This is a genomic window from Rhizobium sp. S163, assembly GCF_030380805.1.
Taxonomy (GTDB): domain Bacteria; phylum Pseudomonadota; class Alphaproteobacteria; order Rhizobiales; family Rhizobiaceae; genus Rhizobium.
In genome coordinates, this window is the sequence record NZ_JAUDSA010000003.1 from 23,059 (window position 1) to 38,669 (window position 15,611).

Annotated in this window: 21 protein-coding genes; 19 read left to right on the forward strand and 2 right to left on the reverse strand. The window is 61.0% G+C overall.

What is annotated here, in order from left to right; all coding sequences use genetic code 11:
• The first annotated feature begins 59 nt into the window (after positions 1 to 59).
• The 10 genes from QTL96_RS00220 (at position 60) to QTL96_RS00265 (ending at position 9,338) form a co-directional block, all read left to right on the forward strand.
• Entirely contained in the window at positions 60 to 914 is an 855-nt protein-coding gene (locus QTL96_RS00220) for a hypothetical protein (protein ID WP_289726258.1), read from the forward strand.
• A 26-nt stretch (positions 915 to 940) separates the two neighbouring features.
• Entirely contained in the window at positions 941 to 2,062 is a 1,122-nt protein-coding gene (locus tag QTL96_RS00225; protein ID WP_289726259.1) for a DUF4043 family protein, read from the forward strand.
• A 15-nt stretch (positions 2,063 to 2,077) separates the two neighbouring features.
• The gene (locus tag QTL96_RS00230; protein WP_289726260.1) at positions 2,078 to 2,521 is read left to right on the forward strand and encodes a hypothetical protein; all 444 of its coding nucleotides are present in this window, start codon (positions 2,078 to 2,080) and stop codon (positions 2,519 to 2,521) included.
• Positions 2,521 to 2,901 (forward strand): hypothetical protein, encoded by a 381-nt coding sequence (locus QTL96_RS00235; RefSeq protein ID WP_289726261.1) that lies wholly within the window; start codon positions 2,521 to 2,523, stop codon positions 2,899 to 2,901. The genes QTL96_RS00230 and QTL96_RS00235 overlap by 1 nt, the downstream gene beginning before the upstream one ends.
• Before the next feature lie 19 nt (positions 2,902 to 2,920).
• A complete protein-coding gene (locus QTL96_RS00240) occupies positions 2,921 to 3,262 on the forward strand; it encodes a hypothetical protein (protein ID WP_289726262.1) in 342 nt (113 codons plus the stop codon).
• Positions 3,262 to 4,689 (forward strand): hypothetical protein, encoded by a 1,428-nt coding sequence (locus tag QTL96_RS00245; RefSeq protein ID WP_289726263.1) that lies wholly within the window; start codon positions 3,262 to 3,264, stop codon positions 4,687 to 4,689. Before QTL96_RS00240 ends, QTL96_RS00245 begins: the two co-directional genes overlap by 1 nt.
• Positions 4,689 to 4,847: a hypothetical protein gene (locus QTL96_RS00250; protein ID WP_289726264.1), complete on the forward strand. Its 159-nt coding sequence runs from the start codon at positions 4,689 to 4,691 to the stop codon at positions 4,845 to 4,847. Before QTL96_RS00245 ends, QTL96_RS00250 begins: the two co-directional genes overlap by 1 nt.
• Positions 4,847 to 5,521, forward strand: a complete 675-nt coding sequence (locus QTL96_RS00255) for a hypothetical protein (RefSeq protein WP_289726265.1) — start codon at positions 4,847 to 4,849, stop codon at positions 5,519 to 5,521. Before QTL96_RS00250 ends, QTL96_RS00255 begins: the two co-directional genes overlap by 1 nt.
• Positions 5,521 to 7,497 (forward strand): hypothetical protein, encoded by a 1,977-nt coding sequence (locus QTL96_RS00260; RefSeq protein ID WP_289726266.1) that lies wholly within the window; start codon positions 5,521 to 5,523, stop codon positions 7,495 to 7,497. Before QTL96_RS00255 ends, QTL96_RS00260 begins: the two co-directional genes overlap by 1 nt.
• Before the next feature lie 212 nt (positions 7,498 to 7,709).
• Entirely contained in the window at positions 7,710 to 9,338 is a 1,629-nt protein-coding gene (locus QTL96_RS00265) for a hypothetical protein (protein ID WP_289726267.1), read from the forward strand.
• A gap of 2 nt (positions 9,339 to 9,340) precedes the next feature.
• On the opposite strand, the gene QTL96_RS00270 is transcribed toward QTL96_RS00265, so the two are convergent.
• Positions 9,341 to 9,601, reverse strand: a complete 261-nt coding sequence (locus QTL96_RS00270) for a hypothetical protein (RefSeq protein ID WP_289726268.1) — start codon at positions 9,599 to 9,601, stop codon at positions 9,341 to 9,343.
• A 137-nt stretch (positions 9,602 to 9,738) separates the two neighbouring features.
• Here QTL96_RS00270 and QTL96_RS00275 point away from each other — a divergent pair, with 137 nt between their 5' ends.
• A complete protein-coding gene (locus QTL96_RS00275; RefSeq protein WP_289726269.1) occupies positions 9,739 to 10,692 on the forward strand; it encodes a hypothetical protein in 954 nt (317 codons plus the stop codon).
• 2 nt (positions 10,693 to 10,694) lie between these two features.
• Positions 10,695 to 11,042: a hypothetical protein gene (locus QTL96_RS00280; RefSeq protein ID WP_289726270.1), complete on the forward strand. Its 348-nt coding sequence runs from the start codon at positions 10,695 to 10,697 to the stop codon at positions 11,040 to 11,042.
• Here the strand turns inward: QTL96_RS00280 and QTL96_RS00285 are convergent.
• Entirely contained in the window at positions 11,039 to 11,590 is a 552-nt protein-coding gene (locus QTL96_RS00285) for an HNH endonuclease signature motif containing protein (protein ID WP_289726271.1), read from the reverse strand. The genes QTL96_RS00280 and QTL96_RS00285 overlap by 4 nt on opposite strands.
• Before the next feature lie 125 nt (positions 11,591 to 11,715).
• On the opposite strand from QTL96_RS00285, the gene QTL96_RS00290 reads away from it, so the two are divergent.
• Genes QTL96_RS00290 through QTL96_RS31230 form a run of 7 tightly spaced genes read left to right on the forward strand, consistent with a single transcriptional unit; the run spans position 11,716 to position 15,598 of the window.
• On the forward strand, positions 11,716 to 12,759 hold the full coding sequence (locus tag QTL96_RS00290) for a hypothetical protein (protein WP_289726272.1): 1,044 nt from the start codon (positions 11,716 to 11,718) through the stop codon (positions 12,757 to 12,759).
• 1 nt (position 12,760) lies between these two features.
• Complete coding sequence (locus QTL96_RS00295) at positions 12,761 to 13,087, forward strand: hypothetical protein (protein ID WP_289726273.1); 327 nt, start codon at positions 12,761 to 12,763, stop codon at positions 13,085 to 13,087.
• A 1-nt stretch (position 13,088) separates the two neighbouring features.
• Positions 13,089 to 13,745 (forward strand): hypothetical protein, encoded by a 657-nt coding sequence (locus tag QTL96_RS00300; protein ID WP_289726274.1) that lies wholly within the window; start codon positions 13,089 to 13,091, stop codon positions 13,743 to 13,745.
• Positions 13,746 to 13,760: 15 nt separating this feature from the next.
• Positions 13,761 to 14,258: a hypothetical protein gene (locus tag QTL96_RS00305; protein ID WP_289726275.1), complete on the forward strand. Its 498-nt coding sequence runs from the start codon at positions 13,761 to 13,763 to the stop codon at positions 14,256 to 14,258.
• A 27-nt stretch (positions 14,259 to 14,285) separates the two neighbouring features.
• On the forward strand, positions 14,286 to 15,176 hold the full coding sequence (locus tag QTL96_RS00310) for a glycoside hydrolase family 108 protein (protein ID WP_289726276.1): 891 nt from the start codon (positions 14,286 to 14,288) through the stop codon (positions 15,174 to 15,176).
• The gene (locus QTL96_RS00315; protein ID WP_289726277.1) at positions 15,157 to 15,453 is read left to right on the forward strand and encodes a hypothetical protein; all 297 of its coding nucleotides are present in this window, start codon (positions 15,157 to 15,159) and stop codon (positions 15,451 to 15,453) included. Before QTL96_RS00310 ends, QTL96_RS00315 begins: the two co-directional genes overlap by 20 nt.
• A complete protein-coding gene (locus tag QTL96_RS31230) occupies positions 15,344 to 15,598 on the forward strand; it encodes a hypothetical protein (protein WP_354669112.1) in 255 nt (84 codons plus the stop codon). Before QTL96_RS00315 ends, QTL96_RS31230 begins: the two co-directional genes overlap by 110 nt.
• Positions 15,599 to 15,611 lie beyond the last annotated feature (13 nt).

Below are 15,611 nucleotides of genomic sequence, written 5' to 3' on the forward strand. Positions count from 1 at the left end.
GGGCAATGTCGGTGCCGGACTAGCGGGCAATCGTAATCCCCACGAACGAGGAAAACACTGTGTCTGAAATGTCGCTGGACGAAATCATGTCCGGGCGCGGCCACGCCGTGTCTGAACCAGTAGAACCCGCCGCACCAGAGGCACCGGCTCCGGCCGCTCCTGCCGATGGCGCGACACGAGACGACAAGGGACGGTTTGCTCCGAAGGCTTCCGATCCTGCGCCCGCACAGCCTGCCGCCGCTCCGGTGGTAGATCCTGCAGCGCCAGCGCCGGAGACGCCCGAACAGCAGCCGAATGGCTTTGTCCCGATCAAGGCTCTCGACTCCGAGCGCGGCAAGCGCAAGGAACTCGAGGACCGCTACGAGAAGGATATGCGAGAGCTTCGCGACCAGATCGCGCGCCTGTCGCAGCCGGCCACTCCCGCTGAACCGCCAGCGCCTCCGCCCTCGATGTTCGAAGACCCGGATGCGTATCTGCAGCACCAGATCTCGCCGCTTCAGCAGCAATTGCAGGAAGTGCGAGAGGAACTCTGGGAATCCAGAGCAGCAGCGCTCCACTCTCCGGAGGCTGTCAATGCCGCGAAGGAAGCCGCCAACGCTTTGGCAGGCACTCCACAAGGCAGGGCTTTGCATCAGCAGATCATGGCAGGCGGCAACCCCTTCGACAATCTCGTGAAGTGGCACAAGGGCCAATCGGTCCTGTCCGAAGTCGGCACTGATCCAGAAGCCTACAAGCAGAAGGTCATCGCCGAATATCTCGCCCAGCAGCAACAGCAGCCACAGGCAGCAGCACCAACGGCACCAGCCGCAGCGCCGGTCCTTCCAACCGCCTTTTCGAGCAAGCCCACCAGCGGCCCTCGTGGTGGTCCGGAATACGGCGGCCCGCGGCCCCTTTCGGAAATCATGAAGCGATAGCCGCTTCTCATCAAAGGTAACCACTCATGGCTGAGACCCGTGTGACCCCTGGGCTGTCTCCCGAGATTTGGGACGATAAGTTCAGCGTCGAATTCTACCAGAACAACCCGTTCGCGGCCTACGCCGGGACCGGAACCGACAATCCGATCGTCATGAAGGAAGACTTTGCCTCTGAGCGCGGCAATGGCATCTCCTTCGAATTCATCACCAACCTCAAGAAGGGCTCTATCCGTGGTCGCCAGCCTCTGCGCGGTCACGAAGACAAGCTCGGTGAGTTTGGCGACAAGGCCTACTGGGATATGCGCAAGAAGGGCATATCCATGCATGAGCTCGACAAGGATCTGGCCGCGATCGATCTGCGCGCCGCATCCAAGGCGAACCTCAAGACCTGGGCCGATGAAGACGTGAAGTACGAAGTCATCGAGCGCCTGCAGGATGTTGGCCAGGGCCTGAACGTGACCTACTCGGACGCTACCACGGCCGAAAAGAACACCTGGCACACCAACAACAAGGATCGCGTACTGTACGGCAACGCCGTCGCCAACTACGTGACCAACAACCACGCATCCTCGCTGGCGAACATCGCATCGCCTGGCGGCCGTGCCACCAAGGACACGATTTCGCTGATGAAGCGTATCGCGCTCCGCGCTCGTCCGCGCATCACGCCTGTCTCCATCTCGGAATCGGAAAACCGCCGCTTCTTCGTTGCCTTCGTCGACACCTTCGCCATGCGCGATATCGTGGCCTCGATGAGCGATGCAGAGCGCACGGTCTCCGTTCAGCGCCGCAACGAGGGCCTGTTCCTCGGTGGTGACCGCGAGTGGGATGGCGTCATCATCCACGAAGTCGACGACATGCCGGTCCTTACCGGTGTTGGTGCTTCCGGCATCAATGTCGCGCCGATCTTCCTGCTCGGTCAGGAGGCTTTGGGCTGGGCTATCAAGTCCCGCTACAAGTCCCGTGAACAGAAGGACGATTACGATCAGGTCGAAGGTCTCGGCATGATCGGCAAGTGGGGCATGAAGAAGCTCGGCTACACCATCGGTGATAGCGGCGCCACGGTCGATGCCCTCGACGGAACCCAAACCAATGTCCTCGGCAAGCAGCGCGGCGTCGTCAACGGCTTCGTTGCCTCGATCGGCGACTAAGGAAGGATCACCATCATGGCACCAAACCCTATCTTCACCAACGCCATCAAGCACCCCGAGGATGTCGGGGTCGGCGTATGGCGCCGCCGCGTGAACTTCGATCAGCAGGGCATGGCCGCCGGTACCGTTCCGGTTGTCAATCTCGAAAAGGGCTCGATCGTCCTTCGCGCATATGTTCGTGTCGAGACGGCCTTCAACGCCGCCACGACGAACGTCCTCACCCTGGGAACGGCATCCGTGCCGGATAGCCTTGTCACCAGCGCCAATGCTGCTGCGGGCTCCACCGGCTTCAAGGCTGGTACCGGCGTCGACATCGGCACCGAATTGGCGGCGGACACTCAGTTCTTCGCCAAGTACACCCAGACCGGAGCCGCGGCCACGGCCGGCGTTGCCGAATTCGTCGTCGAGTTCGCCAATCCGCGCAATTGGACCCACTACAACACGAGGGGTCAGAGCTAATGCCGAAGGTCACCTATCACGCAAACGGTGACGCTGAAGAGGTTGAAGCCTTCGGCGTTGCCTTCACCGATGGCAAGGCGGTCGAGGTCAGCGATGACGTTGCCGCCAAGCTCTCCGGCAATCGGTTCTTCAAGGTCGCAAAGGCTGAGAAGAGCCCCGAGCCAGCCAAGCCGGCTGCCCCGAAGGCCACCAAGACCGAGCCAGCCAAGCCGGCTGACATCGAGTTCAAGGCCCCGCTTGAGGCCAAGGACAAGGGCGGCGGCTGGTGGGCTGTCTACGACGCCGATGGCAAGGAAGTGGGCAAGTCGATGCGCGCGGCGGACGCCGAGGCATTTAACGCGTCCACGGACGATGAGAAAGCCGTCCTGATCAAGGACTAAGAGAACGGGAGTGGCCGTGATGAAGAAACGAATTGACCTAATCACGGCCACGCTCAAGCTGCTGCAGGCTGATGGTGGCATTGGCCAGATGCCGGAAGCCGAGAACGTCGAAGACATTGACGGGCTCATTGATGGCAAGTTGGCCGAGCTCGATCGCCGGGGCATCTATTCCGCATTCAGCCGGGATGAGTTCGACGACGAGTATATAGACCCTCTGGCGATCATCCTCGCCAATGCAGCTGCCGTCTCCTACGGCGTGCCTAAAAACCCAGATTCCCAGCTAGCGGCCGAAAACCTTCTCCGCTCCATGCGTGAAAGCGATTGGCTGCCCGCTGACGTTATCCCGAGCCTGTATTTCTGATGGTCGACATCGTATTTCCGAACAGCACGGCGCCAGGCGCGCGACCGGGTGAGGGCTCCGGCCGCCTGATCAACGCCTATGCCGAAAAGCTTGACGATGGAGCGCGATCGACCTTCGCCCGCCGTCGAGTACCGGGCTTGACCCAGATCGCCACCACAGGCGCTTTTGTGGGCTGCCGTGGGCTGCATTACTTCAATGGGGCGCTCTATGTGGCCCAGGCAGAGCGGTTGCTGAAGATCACCAAGGCTGGGGCGATCTATCTCGTCACCAATCTCGGCTCTCTGCCGGGTGAGGGGCGGGTGACGTTTGCCCGGAACAACAAGGCGCCGATCCCCGACATTCTCGTCACCACTGAGGACGATACCTTCGTCGTTCACGATAACTCGGCACCCACGAGCTTGAACGACGGTGATCTGCCTCAGTCGCTGACCGTGGACTTCCTTGACGGCTATTTCATCTGGGCCATTCGAGACGGTCGATATTTCGTCTCTGGCCTCAATACCACGACGGTTTCGGCTCTCGACTTCGCGAAGGCGGAAAGCCACCCGGGCGGCATTTACCGCGCCGTCGCCTTCGGTGAGCTGCTGTATCTCTGCGGACCCCAGGCGACTGAGGTATGGCAGAACACCGGCAATGCTACCGGCTCCCCGTTCTCGCGCGCTGCGGTCATTCCTCGCGGGATTGTCGGGCCTTTCGCCATCGCTGGCAATGAATACGGTTTCAGCGCCCTCGTCTTCGTCGGTGATGACAACGGCGTCTACCGGCTCGATGGCGGATATCAGCCGCAGAAGATCTCATCGCCGGATCTCGATCGCCTCATTGCCAGGGTAGACGACAAGTCGACGATCGATGTCACGGTTGCGGTCACCGAGGGCCACCAGTGGGCGACGGTTACCGGCCCTAACTTCTCGTGGACCTATGAACTCGGTACTGGCCTCTGGCATGAGCGTGCAAGCTACCTGGATGACCACTGGCGCGGTGTCTGCTCGGTGCAGGCATTTGGTGGCTGGGTGATCGGGGATCGCCTCACGGGCTCGATATGGCTGCTGGATCCGGATGAAATGACCGAGGGAGGCAATCCGCTGGTCATGAGTGTGATTTCGCTTCCGTCCGCTGCCTTCCCGAACCGCATTGCTGTGTCCCGCATGGATTTCGATATCCTCGTCGGTCAGGGCCTTGTTGCCGGTCAGGAACCGATCGAGACAGATCCTGTTTGCCTGATCTCTTGGTCAGACGACGGCGGCAACCACTTCGGGACGCCGCTCAAGCGCTCGCTGGGGCGACTGGCGAAGCACAAGACGCCCATGACCATCAACCGGGCAGGGATGAGCAGCCGATATGGGCGCGTTGTCCGCATCGACATCTCTGATCCCGTCTATGCCTCCATTCTGGCTGGCTCGATGGAAGCCGCGGCGAGGGTGAACTGATGGCCAGTGATCTAGCCCCGCTCCCTCCGATGCCGCCGCCTATCCAGCGCGTCATTGAAGCCAACGGCACCATGAACCGTGACTGGTATTCGTATTTCAAGAAGCTCGACGCCCACATCCGCGAGGTTGAGAAGCGTTTGGACACTGGAGGCCTGTAATGGGATTTCTCGGCGCGCTCACTGGTAGCGATGTTGGCAAGGCGACTAAGAACGCGGCCAACCAGAACAAAGGCCTGATCACGAGCTTTCAGACCACCGGCAACAACATCATCAATACCGGGGAGCAGAAGTCGGGAGACGCTCTGAACTCGGCGATCGGTGCTTATCAGCCATGGGTCGACAGCGGAACGGCTGCCAACACCATGTACAGCAATGCCTTGGGCCTGAATGGCGCTGATGGCAATGCTGCGGCTACGGGTGCCTTCCAAGCCGGTCCTGGCTATCAGTTCGCCGTGGATGAGAGCATGAGGGCTGCAGAGCGCGCGGCGTCGGCCGGCGGTAGCCTATCCAGCGGCAATTTGCTCGCAGCCCTCCAGGATCGCGGCAATAGCCTCGCCAATCAGGAATACGGCGGCTGGCTCGATCGGCTCAATGGCGTTTCCGGTCAGGGTCTCACGGCAGCATCCGGTCAGGCTGCAGGCTATAACAATCTCGCCGGTCTCTATCAGAGCACAGCGGGCGATCGTCTCGGCCTCGAGAGTGGCGTCACTCAGGGCCTCATGGGAACGAACAACCAGATCGCGCAAGCCAAGGAAGCACAGACGGCTGCAAAGGGCAGCTTCCTGAGTGGCCTGATCGGCGGCGGCGCCAAACTCGCAGCGGGGCTTTTCTAATGGCTCAAATCGCAAGTCTCCTTGTCCCCAGCGTATCGATCCCGCAGCCGGATAATTCATGGCTGTCGAACCTGGGCGGCACGCTGGGCGGCATCGCACAGAACATCAAGGCCGATCGGTCCTTCAATGGTCTTGCTGATCGCATCGGTGGAGCGCAGGCCGCACAGCCTCAGCAGGCGGGCTTCTTGTCGGCTCTGGTAGGTGGAGGTCAGCAGCAGGCGAGCGCGCCCATGACGGCTCCTGTAGGCCCCGTGTCGCGTGGTCCCGCGCAGGGCAGCACCTACGCCCCGTTCATCGACACGGTTAAGCAGAAGATCACGAATCCTTACGGGCTCGCTGCTGTCGCTGCCACTGGTAGATCGGAAAGCGGCTGGTCTGGCGACAAGGCAAACGCAACGTGGTCCGATCCTTCGCAGTCTGGTCAGGCTGGCACGTCGGGCGGCATCCTGTCGTGGCGCGCTGGTCGCCTGGCCAACCTGCAGGCCTACGCCCGTTCGAAGGGTGAACAGGGCAATGGCTCGCCGTCCACCCAGGCTGAATTCTTCCTCTCCGAAGATCCTACGCTGATTGATCGCCTGAACGCAGCTCAGTCTTCCGAGCAGGCGGCCGACATCATGGCAGGAGCTTGGGCGTTCGCTGGTCACGATGATCCGACCCGTGGCGAGGCAGCCCGTCGTCGCGCTTTGACGCAGAACTATTATGCGCAGGAGTTTCGAGACGCTGGGGGCGCCCCCGTGGCTGCTCCTGCCGCTGCGCCTGCCGATGTTGCTCCAGCGCAGGCACCGGCCGCGCGTGTCGCCAGTAACATTGTCGCCAGCAACGATCCGTCCATTGGTATCCCTCTGCCCGGCTGGGCGGGCCCGATGCGTGCCAATGACCCCGGCAGGGCGCTGGAAGCCCCTCCGCAGATCGCTGCGGCTCCACAGACGGCGGCAGCACCGCAAGCGGCTCCTGCGCCTTCTCCGAGCCCTGCGCCTATGCAGGTGGCGGATGCTGGCCCTCGGGTCATAGCTCCCGGTATTGCGCCCGTGACGAAAGGGTCAGTAGACCCTTCATTGATCCAGTACATGCTCAGGGACAGGAACCTTCGCGAGACTGGCCTGCAGCTTTGGGCCGCAAACGTCAAAGGGCAAAGCGCGACTGAGCCATGGCAGTTCGTAACACTGCCTGATGGGACGCTCGCTAGAGCAAACCAACAGACGGGCGAAGTGACGGCGCTCGGGCGGTTCCCGAAAGATCCGAAGGCAGAAGGCCTTGGTGGCAGTGAAGCGGGCCTCAACCTCGTGTATGGCCAAGACAAGGACGGCAACACCATCGCATGGCAGCCTCTCAAGGGTGGCGGCTTGCGGCAGGTGGAGCTTCCGAATGGAGCAAAGCTCACCCCCGGCATCAGCAATATCGATACCGGCACGGGAACGCTCACGGTTAACACCAAGACCGGCGCACCCGTGATGGAGACCCCGAAAAACCTGTCTGGCAAGACGGAAGCAGAAGCCACAGGCAAGAACAATGCGGAGGCTAAGGCCGCCCTGCCTCAGGTCGAGTCCTCTGCCAACCAGATGTTGGCGACGATCGACAGCCTTTCCACCGACCCATATCTGAACCGGATGGTCGGCGCCGTGGACTCTCGCTTGCCGAATGTCAGCTCTGATGCTGCCCGTGTGCAGTCGAAGATCGACCAGATCAACGGGCAAGCCTTCTTGCAGGCGTTTAACATGTTGCGCGGCGCTGGCCAGATCACTGAAGTGGAAGGCACCAAGGCAACCGCCGCCATGGCTCGTCTCAACGCAGCCCAGAGCGAAGCGGATTATCGCGAAGCGCTCGGAGAACTGCGAGGCATCGTGACCAACGCCGTCACCCGCGCTCGCGCAAAGGCCGGCGCAGGGGATGGGCCGCAAGCCGGCACAGTCGAAGATGGCTACCGCTTCAAGGGCGGCAATCCAGCAGACGCGAACAACTGGGAAAAGGTGAACTAATGGCAGGACCGTGGGAGAAGTATGCAGCTCCGCAAGCGGCAGCTCCCGCGCAATCTGGGCCGTGGTCGAAATACACCACGCCCGAGGCTGCACCAGCGGCGGCTCCCGCTCCTGCGCCTACTGTAGTGGCGGAACCAACGCCTGCCCCAGAGCAGCCCAACAAGACTTACACAAGCGCTGTCCTGCCACTCAGCCGGGATGCCGAGGGCAATGTGAGCTTTGACAGCAATGCCGGCATTGTCGGGGCTGTGAAGCGCGCCTTCATGCTCCCCGTGGACGCCATGGCGGGGGAAGTTGACCCGACCAGCGATGAGGGGATCGCTCGGGCTACCGAGTTCGCCGGCGTGTTTTCGCCTATGTCGCCGGCAGCGGGGACGGGCAAGGCAATTGCTGCTGCCGCTCCCCGTCCTGCGCCTAGCCAGGGCATGGAAGCGGCCGGAGCCGCAAGCCGCCTCGGCGTCGACCTTCCTCGCGCGGTGGCCAGCGATTCGCCTGTGGTCCAGCAGACTGGCAAGGTTCTGTCGAACGTTCCCATCGGTGGCACACCTCTCCGCACCGCATCGAAGAACGCCATCGATCAGATCGGGGATGCGGCAACCCGCGTTCAGGAGGGCTATGGCTCTGGAAACCCCGCTAACGCTGGCGCAGCTGCTCGGCAGGGTATTACCACCTTCGCAAAAACCACGCTGCCCGATCGAGTGAAGACGGCCTATGACGGCGTTGACGCGCTCATCACCCAGAACGTCACCACGCCTTTGACCAATACGGCCAAGATCGCGACCGATATCACGGCTCGTCGAGCAAATGCCTCATTGCCAGAGAGTGGCGCAGTCAATCTGGTGCGCCGTGCGCTCGATCAGAAAGACGGCCTCAACTACCAGGGCATCAAGGATCTCCGCACCAACATCGGAGAAACGCTCAAAAACCCGCAGAGCATCACGGCATCGGGCTTTTCCGAGGCCGAGCTGAAGCAGATCTATGGCGGCTTGTCGGATGATCTGAAAGCCGCAGTTGCTCGAGGCGGCGGTGAAAAGGCGTCTGCGGCGTTCGAAAGCGCCAATCAGCTTGCAGCCAAAACAGCCAGAGAGCGGGAAGGTCTGCAGAAAGTTCTTGGCAAGGATGCTTCCGATGAAAGGATCTTCGACAAGATCACCGCCATGGCCAACTCCAATTCACGAGGCGATCGTGTGGCTATGGCTCGTGTCCGCGGCGCTGTCAGTGACGAGACATGGAATGATCTGGCCTCTGGGGTGATTGCAAAGCTCGGCCGTGATGCCGATGGTAACTTCTCGCCCGATCGCTTCGTCACGGGCTGGGGGCGATTGTCGCAGGAAGGAAAGACGCAGCTCTTCGGCGGCAAGAAGGAGCTTTCTACGGCTCTAGACGATATCGCCACGGTCTCGCGTCAGTTCAAGACGCTGAACCAGTATGCCAACCCGTCAGGGACTGGGCAGAGCGTCATCGGCGCCAGCTACCTCAGTGGGGCGCTTCTCGACCCGACTACCGTTGTTGGCTCCGTGGTGGGCGCTCGTGTGCTGTCCTCGATCATGTCGAAGCCGACCAGCGCACGCGCTTTGGCCGCCTACACGAAGGCGTATCAGCGCCAGGCCGTCGCGCCTACGGCTCAATCAACGCAGCTGCTGGAAAACACGTCTCGCGCTCTGGCGGCATATATCGGCCACGAAACCGGTGACCCGTCGATAGCCCAGCAGATATTCCCGTCGATTTCGGGGGTCCGTCAGATGCCAGCAGATCAGGGGAGCGAAAACAATGGGCAGCCAGAACGTCAGGATGAAGGTGTAAACCAACAGCTTCGCGTGCTGATGCCCAATGAGACGTGACCCTACTGACATGAGGTGTTGACCATGTTCCCGTAGCGGGTGCTGGTGCAGTTGATCCGGTTGCGTGCCTGGGCGGCTTGAATGTAGGCGTTCCGATCGGCCTGGCGCTGCATATCGTCACCGAATTCGCTCAAGGCGCGGGACATGTTCTGCTTCCGGCGCATGTTGTCCTGCTCTTGCATGACGGTCAACTGCATCCGGCAGTTTGCCATCTCGGTTGACCCCGGCTTGTACCCGAAGCCTTCGCATTTCTGCATGCTCATCTGCTGAAACTTTGCTGACGAAGTGTCCACGCATCCCGCGAGGCACACTGACACGACTGCAACCACAAGCGAAACTTTCATCCTCATCCCCATGCTGGCGTTGAGCCACCATGCACGAACTCGCGCGGGAAGTGAATATGGCTGGATTCTGGAATAGTAGCCAAAATCAGATCTACGACGAGAACGGCAAGCCGATGGTCGGCGCCCGCGCTTATTTCTACGCTGCGGCCACTACGACCCCGATCGCCACCTATCAGTCGTTTGACCTTGGCTTGATCAACAAGCAGCCGAACCCGGTTGTGACGGATGGTTATGGCCGGTGGCCCTCGGTCTACTTCGACGAGGCGGATGGCTTCTACCGTGTCCGTGTGACATCTGCCGAGGGTGTTGTCGTCTTCGATGTGGACGGCATACCGATAATCGGTCCTGCAGAGGGCGGCGGTGGCGGTAGCGTCACGCCGGTTGATCCGAATGGTGTCGCCAGCACTGGCGATATCAAGGGCCGGTATGGAGAAGGCTTCCAGGCGGGCTGGGTGCGCGGTAACGGCCGGACGATCGGCTCTGCGACCTCTGGCGCTTCCGAGCGGGCGAACTCTGACGTTCAACCGCTCTTCGAGTTTCTGTGGAATGCTGATGCTAACCTCGTCGTTGTCGGCGGGCGTGGCGGATCCTCCCTGGCTGACTGGTCGGCAAACAAGCAGCTCACTCTTCCTGACTTCCGAGGCCGGGTAATCATCGGTCATGACGTGATGGGCAACATCGCCGCCAACGTCGTTGCTGATGCCAACGCGCTCGGCAAGGCGATCGGTGAGGGGATGCACACCCTCACGGTGGCAGAGATGCCCGCACACGGCCATACGGGGTCCACAGACGTGCAGGGTGACCACACCCACCAGATTGATACCAACGTCAACACCAACGCTGGCACTGTCGGTGTTAGGGGTGGTGACACCCCATCGGGGAACCCGTCCCAGAACACAAGACCAGCGGGCGCGCACGCCCACAACGTCTCGGTTGGCAACACTGGTGGCGGTGCCGCCCACAACAACGTGCAACCCTCGCTCGTCACGACCATTTACATAAGGCTGTAAGCATGTACGAGGCGCAACTGAAGCCCGTTTCCAACCGTGCCGACTGGCTGGAGACGATCGATCTTATCGATGACGACACCGGGCAGGTGATCACCGACCTCACAGGCGTGACGGTCAAGGTAGAGGTGAGGCAGATGCCGAACTGCTGCCGCGCGCTCACGGGCTCCTCTGACGACGGCCATGTGACCTATCCCGGCTATGGGATAATCCAGTGGCATTTCACCAAGTCGGAGATGTCGACCCTCTCGGCCGGCACCTATGAGATCGGGGTGACGGTCACTCTCGACGACTTCACGGAACAGGAACTGATCGGCTCGCTGCCGGTCGTAGACGGGGTGGTGAGAAACTAGTCGCAGCCGTGGCGAAGGGAGTAGCCAAATTCAACGTTGGCCTTCGCTCTTGCAGCTATGGCGTCTTCGATGTCTTTGAACGAACCAAGATGTTTAGGGCGTCCATCAAAGCCAATGTACGCGCGCCATCGGCGCGTTTGTTTGTTCCAGTAGACCCCACATGTTCCGCTAGTGTTGTCATGGGGGCGTTTGGCATTTCGCCCGTTCTCTGCATTGGTAACGTTGCGAAGGTTGGAAAGTTGGTTGTCGGTTCTGACCCCATTGATGTGGTCCACTTGATCGGACGGCCACTCACCGTAGTGCAGGAGCCAAATGACACGGTGAGCCATATACATGCGCCGAAAAATGTGCCCAACGAAGTAGCCGTGCCTGAGAGCGGTGAATGCCTCTTCTCCGGCGTACCTGTCGTTCCATCGATCCGCGCTGACTTTAGAGCCACGGTTCCCTACGTTGAAAAGATCAGGGGCGCGAGGAAGCCAGAATAGCTTCGAGGTCTCTTGTTCGTACTTGAGAAGCTTCGATACATCAGTAAATGTGAGTTCAGCCATTTCGACCTCCTGTAAGGTTGGTTTGGTTAGAGCCCGTCGCGGTGGTGAGACACCCGGCGGGCTTGCTGATTCTACCCCATTGACAAATCTCCAACAAGAGGACGCGCCCGCGCGCTCGGTAGATCATGACCCTTCGTATGCGCGTGCTGCCGCGCTTCCCCGCCAAGATCACGGCAACCAACGGCCTGACGGTCGAACGCCCGAACGGGACGCCGAACCTCATCGTGAAGCCTTCCTTCGGCGACCTGGTGCAGATCCCGAACGTTGGCGACGGCGACAACGTCTTCTTCATGGCGTGGGACAAGGTTCTCGGGCTCTACCGCATCATGTCGTTCAACGACTTGTTTGCTGGGGTTGCAAGCCTTGGCTTCATGGAAGAGTCCGTTTACGACCCCCAGAACAAGCATGCCGACGCCTTTGATAGAGCCAACCACACGGGCGCGCAGGCTATCTCCACTGTCACGGGCTTGCAGACAGCTCTAAACGCTCTCACTGCTGCTGATGCCACGAAGCTGGCTCTTGCCGGTGGCGTGATGACAGGCGCGATCCAAGATCTTGTGTTCGCCCCATCATCCGCGCCAACCAAAAAGGCGGGTTTTGACCTTAGTCAGATCACCGCAGGTCAGCAGCGCAAAATCTGGGTGCCTGACAACGATGTCTCGCTGTCACGGTGGGAATTCATCAAGGAGTACGCCCCGGCGGCCGTGTCTTCCCTTATCGTTCCGAACCTATCCGCTTTCAAACGGCTTCGGCTGCGCGGCTACCTGACGCTTAGTGCCGCGACGACGCTTGCGATGCAGTGGAGCGCGGATAACGGCTCCACATTCGATACTGCTTCCAGCTATATCTATATGGTCTTTAACGCCACGAGCGCGCCCGCGACCGCACCCGTCAATGCTATCGGGACCGGTTTGCCTGTCTCTGCAGCCAACTCTGTAGGCGGGGTGGCATCCGCACCGATAGAGTTCAGGATCGAAGTCGACAATTTCAATAATTCTGGCGCTTACACGATGGCGCTGATGCAAATGTACGGCTCCACGGCGACGACTGTTGTTATCTCGTCGGGGGGCTATCAGCACACCAACACCAACGCGTTCAATGCACTGCGTATCCTGCCCGCCAGCGGCACCATCACCGGAAGTTTAATCGTAGAAGGGGAGCGCGGATAACATGGACATCATGATTGACGACGAGGTGGTCAAAGCAACGGCTGCCCAACAGGCTGAAATCGTGGCCGCACAGAACGCTTTGCGGAGTGACATGGCCAGCCGCCCGTACACTATCGCCAAATCCACCCCATGGATTCGAATGACCGGCGACGAAGCCGAACTCATCACGGGCGCCATGCAGCAAGCCGACGCCCGCCTGAAGGGCATCTATGATGCTTCCACCTACCTGAACTCGGCCGATCCTCTGTGGACCACGCTTCACGACATGATCGCGACCACTCTCGGCTCTACGTCTCGTGCTGATGAACTCCTAGCCCCGGAGACCTGACATGCCTCCCAAGCTTCCACCTGCTGAAACACTGACTGGTAACGAGGTCGCTGTCGTCATTCAGGGCGGCAAGCCGGTGACGACGAGCGTCCAGAAGATTGCCGATCGAGGTCCGACCGCGACCGGGCCCGCTGGTCCTGCCGGCGCGACCGGAGCGAAGGGCGACAAGGGAGACAAGGGTGACACAGGAGCGACCGGGCCGAAAGGAAGCACCGGAGACACCGGACCCCAAGGCCCAACCGGAGCAACCGGACCCAAAGGCGATACAGGCCCTCAAGGACCGGCTGGCCAAACGGGGGCTACTGGCGCTCAAGGAGTAAAAGGCGATACCGGAGCCACGGGCGCGGCAGGTGCCACCGGGGCTACCGGTGCGGCCGGCACGCCCAAGCGTGTTGAGCGCTTCTCCGGAACCACTGACTCCAGCGGGATTGCTGCTATCATCTTCAACCCGGCATTCACCGCCACTCCTGACATCGACGTCATTCAGGGCTGGATAGGCGATCAGGAAGTCGGAGGCGGCGTTGTCGCTGGTTCTGCCACCAAGAACGGCTGCAACGTGCTGGTGAAGATATCTCGCCCTACGCTGCTTCTCTCCACCGGCCCATTCCAGACCGCAGGCGCTGGCGTATCCGTCACCGTCCGCGCGATCGGCAACTAACCCTTCGGAGCCTCCATGTTCATGATGGTCTTTCGGCTCGCGCCCGTATCGGTGCTGGTCTACCCCTTGCTCGTCCCGATTTCCTGGCTGATGACGCTGCTGTCTTATGTGATGTCGCCGATCATCGCCGGCATCTCCATGGCCACCGGCAGCAATCAGGTTCAGTGGCTGGGTTGGTTCTACACCCATGATGCCAGCCTCGACGGCGGGATCGAGCAGAACAAGGACGGCTATGACCCTAACGCCACCGGCTTCAAGCTCTGGTGGCAGCGGGTCTCATGGATAGCAAGGAACCCTGCCTACCGCTTCAACGCCTATGTGCTGGGTTACTCCGCCGAGGCGTCGATCGTCATCCTAGAGAGCGGTACCGGCTGGCCTCCCGTCAAGCACTGGGTGGTTATCGAGTTGAAGGGCGGCAAGCGCATTTTCAGCTACCGCAACGGCTCGCGTTGGTTCGGCTGGAAGCCTGAGCCGATCGGCGGCCGGCATCAGCTCAAGAGCAAGCCTTTCTGATCATCATCCCACAATCTGGAGCCTTCCATGCAGGTCAACGACCCAGCAAACGAATTCGCGCGTTCCCTCGCCAAGGTGCTGGTGCACGAGGGCGGTTTTTCCAATCACCCGGCCGACCCCGGCGGCGCTACTATGATGGGTGTCACCCAGCGCGTCTATGACGAGTACCGTCAGACAATCGGGGCCAGCCCGCTTTCCGTGCGGAACATCAGCCAGACAGAGCTGCAGGCGATCTATCGTAAGCGGTATTGGGAACAGGCCAAGTGCGACAAGCTCGCGCCAGGCGTCTCCTACGTGGTCTTTGACGGCTCGGTGAACTCTGGCGTCAGCCAGTCCGTGAAGTGGCTCCAGCGCGCCCTGCAAGCTCTCGGGCTGTATCAGGGCGCGATCGACGGCGTAATCGGCCAAGGAACGCTGCTGGCCGCTGCTGGCGTCAATGACAACGATCGGCTCATCGCCATCATCTGTGAGCGCCGTATGGCCTTCCTGCGGGCGCTGAAGACGTTCAAGACCTTCGGCAAGGGGTGGACGGCTCGCGTCAACGGCGTGCTTGCCGTGGGGCAGGCATGGGCGAGCGGCTCTGTCGGTCCTGAGGTGCACTATGCCTCTGGCGGTGATGCAAAGGCCTTCCTGTCGGATGCGAAGGCAGCCCCAACGCTGGCGGCTGCCGACGCCTCGACTGGCGGCGGCGTTGGCTCTGGCGGCATTGCGGTCACTCTTGAGCAGGTCCGTGACCAGCTTGCACCTTACAGCTACGGCTCGGAACTCGTCGGCAAGGTGGTGGCCGGTCTAATCATCGTCGGCGCTGTTCTGACCGTCGGCGGCCTTGCCTACCGCTGGTACGCGAACCGCCGTAAGGCCGAACGCCTCGATGCTCTCGATCTCCAGGTGAAGACCGATGCTCAAGTTGCTGCCTGAATGGCTGAAAGCCGGGTGTGCCGCTTCGATCGGCGGCCTCCTCGTCTTCATCGTCTATTCCACCCTCAACACCGTGTGGTGGCTTCCTGCCGCTGAGCATCGCGGGCGCACGATCGAGGCTGCCGAAGCAACAGCGGCCACCAACAAGGCAATCGGAGAACTGAGCAATGCAGCGGATCAAGCTCGCGTTCGTCGTCGTCTGTGCTCTGAGCGCGGCGGCGTGTACGACTTCGCAAAGGGTGAGTGCCACGAAGTCAAGCCTGTCGACAACGACTAGGGCAATCGTCGGCACCTCCCTGATCGGGGCCAAAGGAGCCACCAAGAAGGATCAGGACGCGATCGACGATACGGCTGCAGGCCTATGTGCCGCATCGGTCTGGACACCAACAGAATGCAGAGCGCACGGCGCGGCTGAACGATAGCATTGCATCCGCA

Coding starts and splice junctions, on each gene's coding strand:
- QTL96_RS00225 (WP_289726259.1), top strand. CDS start 941: ATGGCTGAGACCCGTGTGACCCCTGGGCTGTCTCCCGAGATTTGGGAC.
- QTL96_RS00230 (WP_289726260.1), top strand. CDS start 2,078: ATGGCACCAAACCCTATCTTCACCAACGCCATCAAGCACCCCGAGGAT.
- QTL96_RS00235 (WP_289726261.1), top strand. CDS start 2,521: ATGCCGAAGGTCACCTATCACGCAAACGGTGACGCTGAAGAGGTTGAA.
- QTL96_RS00240 (WP_289726262.1), top strand. CDS start 2,921: ATGAAGAAACGAATTGACCTAATCACGGCCACGCTCAAGCTGCTGCAG.
- QTL96_RS00245 (WP_289726263.1), top strand. CDS start 3,262: ATGGTCGACATCGTATTTCCGAACAGCACGGCGCCAGGCGCGCGACCG.
- QTL96_RS00250 (WP_289726264.1), top strand. CDS start 4,689: ATGGCCAGTGATCTAGCCCCGCTCCCTCCGATGCCGCCGCCTATCCAG.
- QTL96_RS00255 (WP_289726265.1), top strand. CDS start 4,847: ATGGGATTTCTCGGCGCGCTCACTGGTAGCGATGTTGGCAAGGCGACT.
- QTL96_RS00260 (WP_289726266.1), top strand. CDS start 5,521: ATGGCTCAAATCGCAAGTCTCCTTGTCCCCAGCGTATCGATCCCGCAG.
- QTL96_RS00270 (WP_289726268.1), bottom strand. CDS start 9,601: ATGAGCATGCAGAAATGCGAAGGCTTCGGGTACAAGCCGGGGTCAACC.
- QTL96_RS00275 (WP_289726269.1), top strand. CDS start 9,739: ATGGCTGGATTCTGGAATAGTAGCCAAAATCAGATCTACGACGAGAAC.
- QTL96_RS00280 (WP_289726270.1), top strand. CDS start 10,695: ATGTACGAGGCGCAACTGAAGCCCGTTTCCAACCGTGCCGACTGGCTG.
- QTL96_RS00285 (WP_289726271.1), bottom strand. CDS start 11,590: ATGGCTGAACTCACATTTACTGATGTATCGAAGCTTCTCAAGTACGAA.
- QTL96_RS00290 (WP_289726272.1), top strand. CDS start 11,716: ATGACCCTTCGTATGCGCGTGCTGCCGCGCTTCCCCGCCAAGATCACG.
- QTL96_RS00295 (WP_289726273.1), top strand. CDS start 12,761: ATGGACATCATGATTGACGACGAGGTGGTCAAAGCAACGGCTGCCCAA.
- QTL96_RS00300 (WP_289726274.1), top strand. CDS start 13,089: ATGCCTCCCAAGCTTCCACCTGCTGAAACACTGACTGGTAACGAGGTC.
- QTL96_RS00305 (WP_289726275.1), top strand. CDS start 13,761: ATGTTCATGATGGTCTTTCGGCTCGCGCCCGTATCGGTGCTGGTCTAC.
- QTL96_RS00310 (WP_289726276.1), top strand. CDS start 14,286: ATGCAGGTCAACGACCCAGCAAACGAATTCGCGCGTTCCCTCGCCAAG.
- QTL96_RS00315 (WP_289726277.1), top strand. CDS start 15,157: ATGCTCAAGTTGCTGCCTGAATGGCTGAAAGCCGGGTGTGCCGCTTCG.
- QTL96_RS31230 (WP_354669112.1), top strand. CDS start 15,344: ATGCAGCGGATCAAGCTCGCGTTCGTCGTCGTCTGTGCTCTGAGCGCG.